This is a genomic window from Chitinophagales bacterium, from assembly GCA_019694975.1.
Taxonomy (GTDB): Bacteria; Bacteroidota; Bacteroidia; order Chitinophagales; family UBA10324; genus JACCZZ01.
The window spans coordinates 130,650-146,267 of record JAIBAY010000003.1; the positions used below are offsets into that span (position 1 = coordinate 130,650).

Sequence of the window (15,618 nt, forward strand, 5' to 3'; positions counted from 1 at the left end):
TGTTTCGCTCATGGCTGAATCATTTACATTAAATTATCAATTATGCTGAAAGTAAGCTGATGCCCGACATTATTCGTGGTGCGGCATGCTTGCCTTAGCTGCTTCTGCATTTTTCAATTGTTCGCTGAGATCAGCAAATTTTTTCTCTTCGGCAGTTCCCTTAATCACCGCATCATAAAATGACTGCTGTGATGCCGACCATTTATCAAACTCCTCCTGTGTTTCCACCACGATCGTTCCTTTCATTCCAAAATGGCCTTTACCACACAACTGATCACAGGCAATTTCATATACAAAATCGGGATTGCCGGTTTTCTGCTTCATCTCCGCCGTTGTCACCGTAGGTGTAAACCAAAATCTGGTGGTGATACCCGGAACAGCATCCATCTTCACCCTGAACCATGGAATACCCACATCGTGAATCACATCGCGCGCTTTGATCTTCAGCAGCACCGGCTTATTCACAACGAGGTGCATTTCATTCGGCATAAAGTCATCCTTGCTGTTGGCATCATTAAAATCAATGCCGACACCATTGCCTTCCGTGATATATTCAAACTGATTGGCACCCATTTTTCCATCCTTTCCCGGATAACGGAGCATCCAGTTAAATTGTTTACCGGTGATTTCCACCACATCTGAATCCTTGGGTTCGGGACCTGTAATCTGAAACCAGCGATAGAGACCGATAACCACCAGTGTGGTGAGCACTATGGCTGGGATCACTGTCCACCACATCTCCAGCTTATTGTTTTCAGGATAATAGAGTGCTTTTCTTCCTTTGGTATGCTTGTATTTCCATGCAAAATAAAACAGGGCTACCTGTGTAAGCACAAACATAATACCCGTGAAAAATAATGTTACGTTGAACATGCTGTCAATCCATGCCCCATGCACAGAAGCAGCCTCCAGTATCATATCATCTTTAAAATATACCAGAGACCAGGCCAGTGCTATCATCCCCAGTATAAGGAAGATCAACATCAGGCGGGAGTTGATCCTGTCTGATTCCAGGTGCGTTTTTTCCTCGCCGCGCAAAATGGCTACAAACTCGGTAGTTTTTGCGAGCTGAAAAATAACCAGCGTAAACAGTACAACGGCAATAACAACTAAAAGAGATGTGGTCATAAAACGGGTTCTTTCAAATCGTTAATCAGGTAGTATGGTGGAGACTTTCGTCGAGAAAAGGATGATGCTTTGGTACCAGGTTCGCTTTCGTCAGGTTGCTAAAGACAACAAAAATCAGCAGGCCCGCATAGAAGAGCGGCGGGGCAATCTCTGCCAATCCGAAACCGGCGTTATTGCCAACGGTGCCGGGCATCACGATCAGGTAAAAGTCGATGAAATGCCCAACAATAATGATACAGGCGGCAATGACCAGTATCTGCATTTTTCGTTTGGCATCGCGGCTCATCAATACCAGGAACGGAGCGACAAAATTCATGATAAAAATCGTGTAGAACAAAATCATGTAATGATCGTAACGCTGACGGAAGTAAGCGGTTTCTTCCGGTATATTGGCATACCAGATCAGCATAAACTGGCAAAAGATCAGGTAGGTCCAGAAGACACTGAAAGCAAACATGAGTTTTCCGAGGTCATGCAGGTGGCCTTCTTTTACCACTTCGAGATAACCTTTACGTTTTACGTACACCACTACCAGTGTCATGACGGAGATGCCGGTAACCCAGAAACTGGCAAAAGTATACCAGCCAAACATGGTACTGTACCAATGAGGATCGAGCGACATCAGCCAATCCCAGGAAGTAACAGAGATATACACTGCAAAAAATATCAGGAAGATGGAAGCGACGGTAAGATTCTTTTTATAGTAGGTGATACCGCCATGAATATCTTCGGCCAGTGAATTTTTGCGCATCAGGTAAGAGAGAGTTACGAGAATGCCAACAAAAAAAGCAAACCTGATAAAGAAGAAAGGCAGATTCAGGTAACCGGTTTTTGCCTGTATCAACGGATCATTGGAAGCCACATCAGCATTCGACCATTCGTATAAATGGGTATGCCCGAATATCAGCACCAGCAGCAACAAGGAGGCAGTATAAGGCAGAAATCCGGCAATGGATTCCGGAATTCTCTTAAAAGCTGTAATGGAACCATTATACGCTACATAGGTAGCCGCCTGGAAAAATGCGCTGGCCATAGCTATGCCCTGAAAAAACACTGCATTCAGCAGCATATTCGCCCACCAGCGTTGCGTACCGGCTTCATCATTGTACATGAAATAAGCCGCCACAGTACCTGCCAGCCCAACGGCCATGAGAGCAAAACTGATCGTCTTCAGCCGCTGAGGGAAAATAAATTTTTCGTCCATGTTTTCTTAAAGTTTTCGATTCAGTTCTTTCGATACCATTAATCCTTAAAACTGTAATCTGTGATCGCAATCTTCAAACTTCCTGACTATTGACTATTTCTTCACTGTATCCTGAACCGCTGATGCTGCAGCACCTTTGGCTGCAATACTATCCAGGTAATGCTTCTGCAAAGACTTCACATAATAAACCACTTTCCAAACCTGGTCGTGATCGAGTGACTTGGAATAGGCGCCCATGAGGTTTTTTCCGTAATGCACGCTGTAATAAGCTTTTCCTTCAGGAAGGTTAATGAGATTATCAGCGAAGTAAGAAGGTGGTGCAGGGTAAGGATTTTTGATCTTTGCATTTACCACGATGGATCCGTTTGCATTTCCACCGAAACCGTGGCATACCGCGCAATTAATCCCGAACAGCCTTTTACCCTCTTCCAGGTCCTTATCTCCCAACCAGGAGGGAAAATGAAGGTATAGTCCAGCGGAATCATAACCGCTGACATTTGCACTGTAATGAAATGGCATGTAAACACCTCTTGGAATAGTGTTAGGCACCGGCTGAATGGCATTCATACTATCCGGGAAAAACGGATTGGCAGTATATGTTTCATAAGCCAGCGAATGTGCCATATCAGGCATATATTCCCATCCGGGTTCGGTACGGGGATAATAGCAGGAAGAAGTCATCACGAGCGCCATGGTGATGATTATGGCCAAGATGCTTCCTGTTCTAAGATTCAATCTTTCCGTCATGCTGCTACGTTAAATCGTTATCAGACTAATGAATGCTTAATAATGTTTTTCCATTTCGCGTTCTTTCACTTCCACCGCTCCTGATTCTCTTAATATTTTGCTTATCCGGTCCTTTTCTTCTTGTGTCGTCTGATCTGTGATTTTAAATACCATTCCAAAAAGGTGGCTGGTTGTTCTAGGATCAAGCGGTTCACGGAATCTTCCGGGATAGAGATGACACAGTGCAAGGAAAGCGACGGTCATCCCGATGGATGCAGACAATACCGTAAACTCAAACATGATGGGTATGAATGCGGGAAAGGAGAAATGTGGTTTTCCGCCAAAAACGATGGGCCAGTTTGCAGTAAAAACCCAGGTCATAAAGGAAAAGGCAATGGTAAGGCCGGTGAGGCCGATAAAAAACCCGCCAATATGCAATTTGGATTCACGCAAGCCGAGTTTTTCATCCAGCCCGTGTACTGCAAATGGTGTTACCACATCATGAATGCGGATATTTTGCTCACGCACTTTATCCACTGCATTCAGCAGCACATCATCATCATCGTACAAACCTAAAAGATATCGTTTCATGCATTCAAAATTTCAGTTTGATTAAATGGTCTGCGGCACAATGTGAGGATCATGTCCATGAGCTTTCCCGTGCGCATGGGCGGCTTTCTTCTGTGCTTCGCCCGATGTTTTCATGATATGCCGTATTTCAGCCATGGCTATCACAGGCATTGTTTTGGCAAAAATGAGGAAGGCGGTGAAAAACAATCCAATGGATCCTACATAAATGCTGATTTCCACCCATGTAGGTGAGTACATCGCCCAGGAAGACGGTACATAGTCGCGGTGCAGTGAAGTAACGATGATAACAAACCGCTCGAACCACATACCGCAATTGATTACTATAGACATAAAGAAAGTAAACCAAACGCTACGGCGGAGCTTACGCACCCAAAACAGTTGTGGTGAGATTACGTTGCAAGTCATCATGCCCCAGTACGACCACCAGTAAGGGCCAAGTGCCCTGTTGGCAAAGGCATACTGCTCATAAGGATTCTGTGAATACCACGCTGTAAATAATTCTGTGAGATAAGCACATCCGACAATCGAACCTGTCAGTACAATGATCTTATTCATTGATTCGATGTGATCAAGTGTAATGTATTGCTCAAGGTTCAGCACTTTTCGCGTAAGAATCATCAGTGTTAATACCATAGCGAAGCCGGAGAAGATGGCGCCCGCAACAAAATAAGGCGGAAAGATGGTGGTATGCCATCCTGGTATTACTGAAGTGGCAAAGTCAAAAGATACTATTGTATGTACGGAAAGCACGAGCGGTGTAGAGATACCTGCCAGTACGAGAGACAGCATCTCATGTCGTTGCCAGTGTTTGGCAGAACCTACCCAACCAAAACTCAGCAGGCCGTAAGCCCATTTTGCAATTTTACTTTTTGCACGGTCGCGGATGGTTGCGATATCAGGAATCAGGCCTGTATACCAGAACATCAGCGATACCGTGAAGTACGTGGAAATTGCGAATACATCCCACATGAGCGGCGAGTTGAAGTTAGGCCATACCGGTCCACGGCTGTTTGGATAAGGAAGATTAAAGAAGGCAAGCCATACACGGCCCATGTGAAACACAGGGAATAATGCGGCGCAGATTACGGCGAAGATAGTCATGGCTTCTGCCGCACGGTTTACACCGGTACGCCACTTCTGGCGAAAAAGTAATAGAATGGCAGAAATCAGTGTTCCGGCATGACCGATACCAATCCACCATACAAAGTTGGTGATATCCCAACCCCAGCCGATAGTCCTGTTGAGCCCCCAGGTTCCGATTCCGAACCAGACTGTCCAGGCAATACAAAACAGGCCCCAGCTCATGACAGTGGCTGCGATGGTTGTAGCAATCCACCAGGAACGGGAAGGCTTCGCTTCCACAGAGCGGGAAATATCTTCAGTGATCTGAAGATATGTTTTGCTTCCCTGGATCAGCGGCGGCCTTAAGTACGATTCTGCGTGCATGAAATTTTTTTTTATCTCAACAAAAATTCTTCTTCCTAAACGCTATCACTATAAAACTTTACTTATCAATTTCTAATGTGACACTTCTTGTCACGGAAAATCAATAAGCCTTTTCCGGTGATGTCACCACATCATGAATGATCTGCCTTTTGCTTTTTCTCTCCACCCGGCACCATTTCATCGGTGTTCCGCACCTTCGTCATGTAAGCAATGGCAGGGCGGGTGTTCAATTCAGCAAGCGTGTAATAAGACCGTCCGTCTTCATGATTCCTGCGCACTTCACTTTTTTCATCATTCAGGTTTCCAAAAGAGATGGCATCAGCAGGGCAGGCTGTCTGGCAGGCAGACTTAACATCACTCTCTATCAGCGGGCGACCTTCCTTCTTGGCATGTAATTTACCATCCTGTATGCGCTGAACACAGAAGGAGCATTTCTCCATCACGCCTCGTGCACGAACGGTTACGTCGGGATTCAACACCATCCTCGTCATGGCATCCGTCATTCCCGGATCCTTAATTCCCAATGTTGGTATTTTCCATGGCTCGTTCCAGGGAAACACATCGGCAGTGGTATAATCGAGCCAGTTAAACCGGCGCACTTTATAAGGGCAGTTATTGGCGCAGTATCTCGTACCGATGCAGCGGTTATAGGCCATTTGATTCAGCCCTTCACTGCTATGATTGGTGGCGGAAACAGGGCAAACATTTTCACACGGAGCATTATCGCAATGCTGGCATAACATGGGTTGGAAAACAACCTGCACATCCTGGTAATCCTGGATATGATCATATTCCTTCTCCTTGTCAATGGTGCCATGCTCGCCAGGGAAAGAATAGTACCGGTCGATCCGTATCCACGACATTTCGTGAACGCGCATGACCTCCGTTTTACCCACCACAGGGACATTATTTTCTGCCTGGCATGAAACGGCACATGCACCGCAACCGATGCAGGAATTCAGATCAATTGACATTCCCCATTTTGGACCCGGGAATTTCTGTTCCGGATAAAGTGTCTCTGCCCACAAATGTTTCAGCTCTTCCTTTTCGTCTTTATTTTCTTCAGGATGTTTTTTGTATTCCGATAAAACTGTTTCCCTGATCGCATCACGCCCTTCAAAACTGAAGTGCGTCTGCGTCATGGCAATTTCGTACTTCCTGTTCAGTTTGGTAACCGTGATACCAGCAATATTGTAAATGCTGGTTTCGCCATTCGTGGAAACAAAAGGATATGCATTTTGCCCTACGCCATTGCCCGCGCGTCCGGCTTTAGTCCGTCCATAACCGAGGGCAAGGGATACAGCGGTATCTGTTTGGCCGGGCTGAATATAAACAGGCACTTCAATGGACACATTCCCTGCTGTAACTTTCACCATATCGGAATGATGTGAAACCACATCCATTACCAGGCCATTGTCTTTTGCAAATTTTGGTGAAACACAGAGATAATTGTCCCACACCACCTTTGATACAGGATCGGGTAACTCCTGCAGCCATGGCAGGTTTGCATAGCGGCCGTTGCCCATTCCGACTTTTTCATACAGGGAAAGTTCCAGTCCGTTCGCCTTTGATGCTATCGCCATGATCGCTCCTGCAGCGGAAGCTACGTCAACAATATTTCCTGAAACAGTATTGCCTCCCGTGTTAATTTCAAAAGCACCTTCCTTCACACACATATCCCAGAATGTCTGCGCATCGCCATAAGTTGTTTGCGCAGGATATACATTCCTGATCCAGTTATTCTTGATATAAGCGTAGTAATCTTCCATATTACCCATCCAACGCAACAGGCTATCCTGTGCCTGCCGTGTGTCAAATAACGGCCAGATGACAGGCTGGCACATGGTAAACAAACCCGCTCTTGGTGATGCGTCATTCCAGCTTTCGAGGTAATGATGATCCGGGCAGTGATAACGGCAGAGTGCAGTGGTTTCGTCCGCCCTGTCGTTCAGTGATATGGAAGTTTCCACCTTTTGTAATGCATCGGCGAAACCTTTGGCATTCATGTGATCGTATGCCGGATTAGCGCCATACAATATCAGTGTGTTAACCGTCCCGTTATTCATTTCATCCAACAGGCTCATCATGTCTTTATCACCCGATTGATGTGTGTTGGAATACTGATTGAGATTAATGGTGCTGCCGTAACTGCCCAGCATCATATTGATTGCATTTACAACCGCCTGTACATTGGCGTCGTTGGAACCGGCTACCACTAATGCTTTGCCTTTATTTGCGGCCAGATCGGCAGCGGCGGCAGTAATTACTTTTTCCGCTTTGCCGGTCAGGGCGCCGCCGGGCATCGTTGCTGCACCCATAGCAGCAGCCAGTTTGTTGTATAATGCGATTACGGCAACAGCTTCTTCCGAAGGTTTCACCACTGCACGCTTATCGGCATTGGATCCGGTAAGCGACAGGCGTGATTCAACCTGGTAATGACGGCTCATCTCCGTCTTTTCCGGCGACACTTTCCGGTTGCGGACATACTGCCTTGTGTACTCAACCGGAGAAATCCAGGTGCCCAGGAAATCAGCGCCAATGGATACAATAACATTTGCATTTTCAAAGTGATAGCCGGGTACAACCCGCTTTCCGAAACTTTTTTCATTGGCAATAGCAATACCGGCATAGGAAACCGGATCATACACCACATGCTTTGTGGTGGGAAATGCAGTGATAAAATCTGCAATCACCTGCTTTGTTGAAGGACTCAGTAGTGTTGGTGTCAGAATCCTGATGTTGCCACCTTTGCTTTTGGCATCCATCAGCCGGGTACGGATCTCTCCATCTGCCACTTCCCACGTGGCTTTCTTGCCGGTTACCGTTGGCTGCTGAGGACGTGTGATATCATACAGTGAAAGGATGGAAGCCTGTGCCCTGGCACTCGTTCCTCCGAACAGGAAGCGATTGGGAGAATTTTCAGCAATGTGTGCGCTGTGCAGTGGTTCTATCTTGATCGGACGGCCATCACGGGTTTTTACCAGCACAGGGCAGTAATCATTACCATCGAAAAAGGTGGATGCATAATAGTTAGCCACACCGGGAACAATTTCTTCCGGCTTAATAACATAAGGAATCGCCTTATTTACAGGAATCCGGCAGCTGGCAGCCAACGTAGCAGCAGAGACACTGAAACCAAGCATCTTCAGAAAGTCGCGCCTGCTGGCCGGCTTATTGACAATAGATGAATCAAAGATTTCCTCTACAGGCAATTCTTCAGCAAATTCTTTATCGCGCTCCTTCAGAAACGCAGGATCTTCATGCAGCTCCTCAAGTCCTTTCCAGTAGTTTTTTTGTTCCATGCGGAATTTATTTTCGCTCAATCAATAGTGACATTTCTGACATTCGGCACCACCCATCATCTCTTCCGTAACTTTATCAATCTTTCCATTCTTGAATTCTTCGTGAAGCGTGGTGTACATGCTGTAATAATCATTGGAACCAAACTGAACATTGGTCTGGCGATGGCAATTGATGCACCAACCCATCGACAAACTGGTGAACTGGTACATCACCGGCATTGTCTCAACGGGGCCATGGCAGGTCTGGCAGGCGATTTTGCCGACGGCTACGTGTTGGGAGTGGTTAAAATAAACATGATCAGGAAGGTTATGAATTTTTGTCCACTCAACAGGTTTATTATTGTCAAAAGCAGCATAAATTTTCTGGATCTCCTTTGTACCCGCTTCTGTCTCTCCCTGCTGAACGGCCTTATGACAATTCATACAGGTGCTCACGGGAGGAATTCCTGCCACTTTGCCTTTTTCGGCACTTGAATGACAATAGAGGCAATTGATCTGGTTGATGCCTGCATGCAATTCATGAGAAAATGCAATAGGCTGAACGGGCTGATAATTTTTTGATCGTCCAAGCCGGATAGCGCTGTCTGTTATGGTGAAACCCAACAGGAAGACACCGGCAATTACATAAAAGGCAACGGCACGTTTTGACCTTAACCGGCTGAGAAAGGAACGTTCTTCCGGCAACGGCTCTCCCATCTTATCGTACGCCAACCGCTTCAATACGGTATTGGTGCGCATCAGCAGGAAAGTGATCACCAATAAGACACCGACCACCGTGTACAGCCAGAAAGAAGGCTGTTCAGCCGGTGCACCTGTAGCAGTTGCCGGCGCTGAAGTACCGGGTTGTGTGGCAGGTGCCTCGCTCTGCACTTTAATATATTCGATAATTGATTTGATGTCGTCATCCTTAAAACTGAGAAAGGCGGGCATCTCATTTTTGTTGTATTCTGCATAGATGGCCAAGGCATCCTTATCACCCGAAGCGCGGAGCGCAGCATTATTGTGAATCCACTTAACCAGCCATTCTTCAGAGCGGCGCTTATGCACATCCTTCAGTGCAGGACCAACAAGTTTATTATTAAGCTGATGGCAGGAGGTACAATACTGTTTGAAAAGTTTCTGACCGTTATCAGCGGTAACTTCAGCAAAGGATGCTGTAACAGAAACAAAATGCAACAATAAAACCGATACTATGAACCTGTAAACCCTTGAAATAAAAACACTCCGGACACACGTGTATGACATTGACCTCATAAGCACCTGATTTTTTGCGTGGGCAAATTTATACTACGAAGCCTTATGTAGGTAATTATTTGACAAAAAAATGACCCTTAGCATCCTTCCACATCTGATATTCTTCCACCTGTTAAATTTTTTGCTTTTTCTAATTCTTTTTCAATCATACAAACTGGTTCTGCACATTCACCTTCTAATATCGAATTGCCTGTTGACTGTGATCATCAGGATGCATATTTTCCAGCAAGTAATCAGGCATGGATTGCTACTTGCCAGTTCATTTACACATCGCCGTCAACAGGCAGCACTTGCATGCTTAATCAATGTTTCATTACGCAACCCCTTTAGGAAAATAACTTCACTGCTGCAGCTGAATTGCAGCAACAATCCACCACAATCCGCAAAGCGGACCTTAATGCCATCAAGGCTTTCCATATTGAAAAATTAGCATGTTCTTTGACTTGCGGATGCAAAATCCAAACAGTTAAAATGGATATACAACAGTTGAATCATAAAATGAAAAGGACAGCGCTCTTCGTGATCGTTATCTCATGGGTTGTCGGGGGATGTAATGCGGTGAAACACAGTTACCGGTCGGGCGATTTCGACAAAGCGGTGGAGCAGGCAGTGAAGAAGCTGCGGTCAAATCCGGACCATGAAGAGACCATCAGTTACCTCGAAGCGTCTTATGCAAAATTCTATCGTCAGCGCTTGGAACGCATCACTTTTTTGAAAAAAGAAGGACGGCCTGAAAATGTCTTGCCGGTGTATGATGAATTTTCATCGTTAGTGCTCTATGGCAACATGATTAAACCACTGCTTCCGCTGCATTTGGCCTCCAAACAGCGCGATGCCACATTCACTTTTGTGCATGATGAAGAACTGATAGAAGCCAAAAAAAATGCTGCTGAATATCTCTATGTTTTCGCAGGACAAAAGCTGAACAGCAACAACCGTTTACAGGCCCGGGCAGCGTATGATTTGTACGAACAGCTTATGTGCATTTACCCGGATTACAAAGATGTTGCGGAAATGTACAGACTAGCACAGGTACAAGGCACAAACCAGGTTTTTGTGAAACTGGAAAATAATTCCAATGCCATGCTTTATGCAGCACTGGAGCAACAGGTTACGGCGATGCCGCTTTATGATCTAAATGAAAAATGGGTGAATTTTTACGGACCGCCGGCTAGTGCACGGACAACAGACTACAACATTATCATTAACATCAGGCAGATCATCGTCTCACCTGATCTGCAGACCACAGTTGCAACACGTACAGAAACGAAAAATGTGGCTGACGGATGGACGTATGCATTGGATGCAAATGGCAATGTGAAGAAAGATTCATTGGGTAATGATATCAAAACACCTAAAACAAAGACCATCCGGTGCGGCGTGACTGAATACCTGCAGCAAAAAACCGCTGCCATCAACGGTTCCATTGATTTCTATGATGCGCGGAGGCAGTCGTTGCTTTACAGCGAGCCTTTTTCATCGAATAAAATATTTCAGCATAGCTGGGCCATCGCGAATGGTGATTTGGAAGCATTAACCCGCGAAAGCGCCGCTATGATCAGGGTGGGCCCTGCGCCGTATCCTTCAGAAACTGACATGCTGCTCCAGGGTGCGGAAGACCTGAAAAGGCAGATGAAGCAGGTGATCAGCAATCATATGGATCTGGTGAGAAACTGAAACCGGTGCGTTAGGAAAAATTTTTCAACTGTTATTGTGCGATCCGTACAATTGAATCAATCATGATCCAATAAAAACCAAAGGCCTCCTGACGGAGGCCTGATCCTGTTATAAAATTCTCTTGCTTGCCTGCCTGCTTACTCAATAGGTTCAGCGCCTTCCACCAATACCGTGACCTTGTTATTCAGCACTTCAACAAATCCGCTCTTCGTAGAAAACTGCAACGACTCCTTGCTGTTGCGCACGGTAATTTTTCCGGCTTTCAAAGAAGAAATCAATGGAGCATGATGATCAAGCACCTGGAAAGCGCCTGCTGTTCCTGGAAAAGATACCGCATCAGCATTGCCGCTGTAAATTTTTTTTTCGGGGGTGAGGATGTCGAGGGTCATGAGTAGTGAGTAGCGAGTAGTGAGCTAATGGTTGCCAAGGGACTTTTTTAAACCAGTAAGCATTTTTTGAATTTCATGTGTTGATTCAATTAATGTCTTAAATTTTGTGTCAGTGATGAATCCAATTCTTCCTGCAAAGTATTAATTGCGTTTCCACTTCATAAGAAGAACCTTTTGCTATTGATAGAAAATGTACAAATTCCTTTTTTTGAATCTCTTCCTGCACCTTCTGCAATGTTAGAAGGTATAGAAGCAACAGCCCTGTTTATCTGAGAAACCAACCCAAACCGTTCCTCCACTGGAAATTCTTTGGTAGTTTCATAAACGCTTAGAGCAAAGTCAACAGCTTTTTGCCATACCATTAACTCCTGATACTTATTCATTTCAAATATTTTGAATGAAATAAAAAATAACATATCTCAACAGACAATACTCACCGCTTACATGACACTACTCACTACTATCCCCCCGCTGCCTCCATCAACTTCTTCCCTTTCTCAATCGCATCATCAATCGTTCCCACAAGGTTGAATGCTGCTTCCGGATATTCATCCACTTCACCGTCCATGATCATGTTAAAGCCACGGATGGTTTCTTCTATGGGGACCAGTACACCTTTCAGACCTGTAAATTGTTCCGCCACGTGGAATGGTTGTGACAGGAAGCGCTGAACACGGCGTGCGCGGGATACGGTCAGTTTATCTTCATCGCTCAATTCATCCAAGCCAAGGATGGCAATAATATCCTGCAACTCTTTGTAACGCTGCAGAATCAGCTTCACCCTTTGTGCGGTATTGTAATGTTGTTCACCGACAATATCTGCGGTCAGAATCCGTGAAGTAGAATCCAGCGGATCAACAGCCGGATAAATTCCCAACTCAGAAATTTTTCTGCTTAATACGGTAGTAGCATCAAGGTGAGCGAAAGTTGTAGCCGGTGCAGGATCTGTCAAATCATCGGCCGGTACATAAACCGCCTGTACGGAAGTGATCGAACCACGTTTGGTACTCGTGATACGTTCCTGCATCACACCCATTTCAGTGGCAAGTGTTGGTTGGTAACCTACGGCTGACGGCATACGGCCAAGCAAAGCAGATACTTCCGAGCCCGCCTGTGTAAACCTGAAAATGTTATCAATAAAGAAAAGAATGTCGCGGCCTTTGGCTTCATTAGGGTTTCCATCGCGGAAATATTCGGCCATCGTCAATCCTGACAAAGCAACCCGCGCGCGCGCTCCGGGTGGTTCATTCATTTGTCCGAATACAAGTGTTGCCTGTGACTTCTCCAGTTCCGCATGATCCACCTTGCTCAAATCCCAACCGCCTTTTTCCATGCTGTGACGGAATTCCGTTCCGTAACGGATTACATCCGATTCAATAAACTCACGCAACAAGTCATTTCCTTCACGTGTACGTTCACCCACGCCGGCAAATACCGACATACCGGCATACGCTTTCGCAATGTTATTGATCAATTCCTGAATCAATACCGTTTTTCCTACTCCTGCTCCACCAAACAATCCGATTTTACCGCCTTTTGCATACGGTTCAATCAGGTCAATTACCTTGATACCGGTATAGAGGACTTCCGATTGCGTGGAAAGATCTTCGAATTTGGGTGGATGGCCATGAATAGGGTAACCGCCTTCATTGCTCACCTCTCCTATTCCGTCTATGGCTTCACCTACTACGTTAAACAAACGGCCTTTGATCTTGTCGCCGGTAGGCATTTTGATGTTGGCGCCTGTATCCACTGCATCCAATCCGCGTTTCAGGCCTTCCGTTGAATCCATCGCAACCGTACGGACGCTGTCTTCACCGAGGTGCTGCTGCACTTCAAGAATGAGCTTCTGACCATTTTCGCGTGTTACTACCAGCGCGCTCAGGATTTCTGGAAGCTTGGAGCCTTCTGCTGCAAAGCTTACATCGACTACGGGGCCGATGATCTGTTTTATTTTACCAATGTTGGGCATGAAATATTTGTATTGAGATGAGCGATGTTGAATGATTTAAAGGTCAGAAGTTCAAAAGTCAATTCGAAGTCAAAAAGCCTGAATTTGAACGGAGAATCCCGCAACAAGGCCGCAAAGATAGCTTTGGAATTTCTAATTTGCAAGGTTGCTTTTACACATTTGGTGCCGTTGCTGATATTAACAGCATCTACGGGAGGCCGGAGCGAAGAGCGGCGCCAAAATTGTTGTCCTTTACAACCATGATTCATTGACAAGCCGGCTATGCTTACCAAACTTTCAGCGCTTTTCTTAAAAAGTTGTTAAACCGGATAGCCCCCTTAACGAATATTTCAAAACCTCCTATTTTTACCGCTCTATGAAAGAACCTTCACATTCAGCGGTCCTGCTTTCGCTATTCTTGCTTGTCTTTTCCTCGCAAGGCTTTTCTCAAAAGCCGGGCTATCAGATCATCGTTCATATACCGGCGATGAAAGATACACCCTGCTACCTTGCTAACTATTATGGCGACAAGCAATATATACAGGATACTGTTCGCTCCGATGTGAATGGCACGGTGGTGTTTGAAGGTCGAATGAGCCTGCCGGGCGGGATTTATCTTTTTGTTTTTCCTGATAAGCGCTATTTTGAAATGCTGGTGGATAAAGAGCAGCATTTCAGCATGGAAACAACGTGGGACGATCCCATCAACAACATGAAGGTGAAGGGGTCGAAAGACAATGAACAGTTTTATGATTACCTGCAATTCGCAGTGCGGCTTCAAAAGGAATCGATGGAGTTGCAGAATAAACTAAAAACCGCCACCACCAAAGCAGACAGCACGGTCATCACCGAAGAGATGAAGAAAAGTGAAGAGCAGATGAGCGGCTACCGCAACAATTTTATGCAGCAGAACCCGGAAACATTCCTGGCCAAAATTTTCAAGACATTGCCGGAGCCTGAAATTCCGAAAGAGATCCCCACCCTGCCCAATGGAAGAAAAGACTCAACGTATGCTTACCGGTATTACAAATCGCACTATTTCGATAACGTGGATTTCAGCGACAGGCGGCTGCTTCGCACGCCGATCTTTGCTCCCAAGGTAGAGAAGTATATGAATGACCTCACGCCACAGCTGCCCGATTCCGTGAACCAGTCGGCGGAATACGTGGTGGAAAAAGCGAAAGCAGACAGCGAGGTGTTTAAGTATGTACTCTGGTGGATCACCTACACTTATGAAACATCGAAGGTGATGGGCATGGATGAAGTGTTTGTGCACATGGTGGAGAAATATTACATGACCGGGCAGGCTTACTGGCTGGATTCGGCGCAGGAGGTTAAGATCATTGACCGCGCCAGAAAAATAGCCCCGAATATCATCGGTAATACGGCGCCGGAACTGGCTTTGAAAGACACGCTTGGACAGTGGCAGATACTGAGCAAGGTGCCTGCGAAATATACCATTCTCGTCTTCTGGGATCCTGACTGCGGGCATTGCCAGAAAGAGATACCGAAGGTCAAAGAGGTGTATGATAAGTGGAAGTCGAAAGGTGTGCAGGTTTACGCCGTGGATATTGAAGTGGATGAAGCGAAGTGGAGGAAGTTTATCCGTGAAAAGAACCTGGACTGGATCAATGTGAATGATGTCAATCATCAGAGTAACTTCCGGCAACTCTACGATATTTACAGTACACCGGTAATTTATATCCTCGACGATAAAAAAGTTATTCGTGCCAAGCGCATTGGCGCAGAACAGATTGATGAGTTCCTGAATCACCTGGAAGGCGTGCCGCAAAAGAAAAGCTGATGCGTGATGACCGGTGACTTAGCTGCAAGGAATTGCTGCAAGGACATAATGCTGTTTATCCCGTGCATTAGCAAATTGCTGCGCAGCAACCGCATTCTCTGAACAGTTTTCCGTTACACCATAATGCATCAAGCAGCCGTTGCGAA

General features: G+C 45.7%; 11 protein-coding genes and 1 pseudogene. 2 read left to right on the forward strand and 10 right to left on the reverse strand.

What is annotated here, in order from left to right:
- Window positions 1-69: 69 nt before the first annotated feature.
- From K1X61_07020 to K1X61_07050, 7 genes are all read right to left on the reverse strand, one after another.
- A complete protein-coding gene (locus K1X61_07020; protein MBX7108380.1) occupies window positions 70-1,128 on the reverse strand; it encodes a cytochrome c oxidase subunit II in 1,059 nt (352 codons plus the stop codon).
- A gap of 25 nt (window positions 1,129-1,153) precedes the next feature.
- Window positions 1,154-2,332 carry a polysulfide reductase NrfD gene (gene nrfD, locus K1X61_07025; protein ID MBX7108381.1) on the reverse strand — a complete coding sequence of 393 codons (1,179 nt, stop codon included), beginning with the start codon at window positions 2,330-2,332 and terminating at the stop codon, window positions 1,154-1,156.
- 93 nt (window positions 2,333-2,425) lie between these two features.
- The gene (locus tag K1X61_07030) at window positions 2,426-3,079 is read right to left on the reverse strand and encodes a cytochrome c (protein ID MBX7108382.1); all 654 of its coding nucleotides are present in this window, start codon (window positions 3,077-3,079) and stop codon (window positions 2,426-2,428) included.
- Window positions 3,080-3,115: 36 nt separating this feature from the next.
- Window positions 3,116-3,649, reverse strand: coding sequence for a DUF3341 domain-containing protein (locus K1X61_07035; protein MBX7108383.1), 534 nt, complete (start codon window positions 3,647-3,649; stop codon window positions 3,116-3,118).
- A 21-nt stretch (window positions 3,650-3,670) separates the two neighbouring features.
- Window positions 3,671-5,095, reverse strand: coding sequence for a polysulfide reductase NrfD (gene nrfD / locus K1X61_07040; protein ID MBX7108384.1), 1,425 nt, complete (start codon window positions 5,093-5,095; stop codon window positions 3,671-3,673).
- Between the two features lie 131 nt (window positions 5,096-5,226).
- On the reverse strand, window positions 5,227-8,397 hold the full coding sequence (locus K1X61_07045; GenBank protein ID MBX7108385.1) for a TAT-variant-translocated molybdopterin oxidoreductase: 3,171 nt from the start codon (window positions 8,395-8,397) through the stop codon (window positions 5,227-5,229).
- Between the two features lie 21 nt (window positions 8,398-8,418).
- The gene (locus K1X61_07050) at window positions 8,419-9,651 is read right to left on the reverse strand and encodes a c-type cytochrome (protein ID MBX7108386.1); all 1,233 of its coding nucleotides are present in this window, start codon (window positions 9,649-9,651) and stop codon (window positions 8,419-8,421) included.
- A gap of 498 nt (window positions 9,652-10,149) precedes the next feature.
- Between K1X61_07050 and K1X61_07055 the strand changes: the two genes are divergently transcribed.
- The gene (locus K1X61_07055; GenBank protein MBX7108387.1) at window positions 10,150-11,328 is read left to right on the forward strand and encodes a hypothetical protein; all 1,179 of its coding nucleotides are present in this window, start codon (window positions 10,150-10,152) and stop codon (window positions 11,326-11,328) included.
- A 137-nt stretch (window positions 11,329-11,465) separates the two neighbouring features.
- On the opposite strand, the gene atpC is transcribed toward K1X61_07055, so the two are convergent.
- The 3 genes and pseudogenes from atpC to atpD all read right to left on the reverse strand — a co-directional run bounded on the left by atpC (window position 11,466) and on the right by atpD (window position 13,689).
- Complete coding sequence (atpC, locus tag K1X61_07060) at window positions 11,466-11,717, reverse strand: ATP synthase F1 subunit epsilon (GenBank protein ID MBX7108388.1); 252 nt, start codon at window positions 11,715-11,717, stop codon at window positions 11,466-11,468.
- A 24-nt stretch (window positions 11,718-11,741) separates the two neighbouring features.
- Window positions 11,742-12,079: pseudogene (locus K1X61_07065) on the reverse strand (four helix bundle protein).
- Window positions 12,080-12,177: 98 nt separating this feature from the next.
- Window positions 12,178-13,689 (reverse strand): F0F1 ATP synthase subunit beta, encoded by a 1,512-nt coding sequence (atpD, locus tag K1X61_07070; protein MBX7108389.1) that lies wholly within the window; start codon window positions 13,687-13,689, stop codon window positions 12,178-12,180.
- Window positions 13,690-14,155: 466 nt separating this feature from the next.
- Between atpD and K1X61_07075 the strand changes: the two genes are divergently transcribed.
- The gene (locus K1X61_07075; protein ID MBX7108390.1) at window positions 14,156-15,472 is read left to right on the forward strand and encodes a DUF5106 domain-containing protein; all 1,317 of its coding nucleotides are present in this window, start codon (window positions 14,156-14,158) and stop codon (window positions 15,470-15,472) included.
- Window positions 15,473-15,618 lie beyond the last annotated feature (146 nt).

Excerpts from the sequence above, each read along its gene's own strand:
- nrfD (MBX7108381.1), bottom strand. The coding sequence starts at position 2,332 with ATGGACGAAAAATTTATTTTCCCTCAGCGGCTGAAGACGATCAGTTTT.
- nrfD (MBX7108384.1), bottom strand. The coding sequence starts at position 5,095 with ATGCACGCAGAATCGTACTTAAGGCCGCCGCTGATCCAGGGAAGCAAA.
- K1X61_07055 (MBX7108387.1), top strand. The coding sequence starts at position 10,150 with ATGAAAAGGACAGCGCTCTTCGTGATCGTTATCTCATGGGTTGTCGGG.
- K1X61_07030 (MBX7108382.1), bottom strand. The coding sequence starts at position 3,079 with ATGACGGAAAGATTGAATCTTAGAACAGGAAGCATCTTGGCCATAATC.
- atpC (MBX7108388.1), bottom strand. The coding sequence starts at position 11,717 with ATGACCCTCGACATCCTCACCCCCGAAAAAAAAATTTACAGCGGCAAT.
- K1X61_07035 (MBX7108383.1), bottom strand. The coding sequence starts at position 3,649 with ATGAAACGATATCTTTTAGGTTTGTACGATGATGATGATGTGCTGCTG.
- atpD (MBX7108389.1), bottom strand. The coding sequence starts at position 13,689 with ATGCCCAACATTGGTAAAATAAAACAGATCATCGGCCCCGTAGTCGAT.
- K1X61_07050 (MBX7108386.1), bottom strand. The coding sequence starts at position 9,651 with ATGAGGTCAATGTCATACACGTGTGTCCGGAGTGTTTTTATTTCAAGG.
- K1X61_07020 (MBX7108380.1), bottom strand. The coding sequence starts at position 1,128 with ATGACCACATCTCTTTTAGTTGTTATTGCCGTTGTACTGTTTACGCTG.
- K1X61_07075 (MBX7108390.1), top strand. The coding sequence starts at position 14,156 with ATGAAAGATACACCCTGCTACCTTGCTAACTATTATGGCGACAAGCAA.
- K1X61_07045 (MBX7108385.1), bottom strand. The coding sequence starts at position 8,397 with ATGGAACAAAAAAACTACTGGAAAGGACTTGAGGAGCTGCATGAAGAT.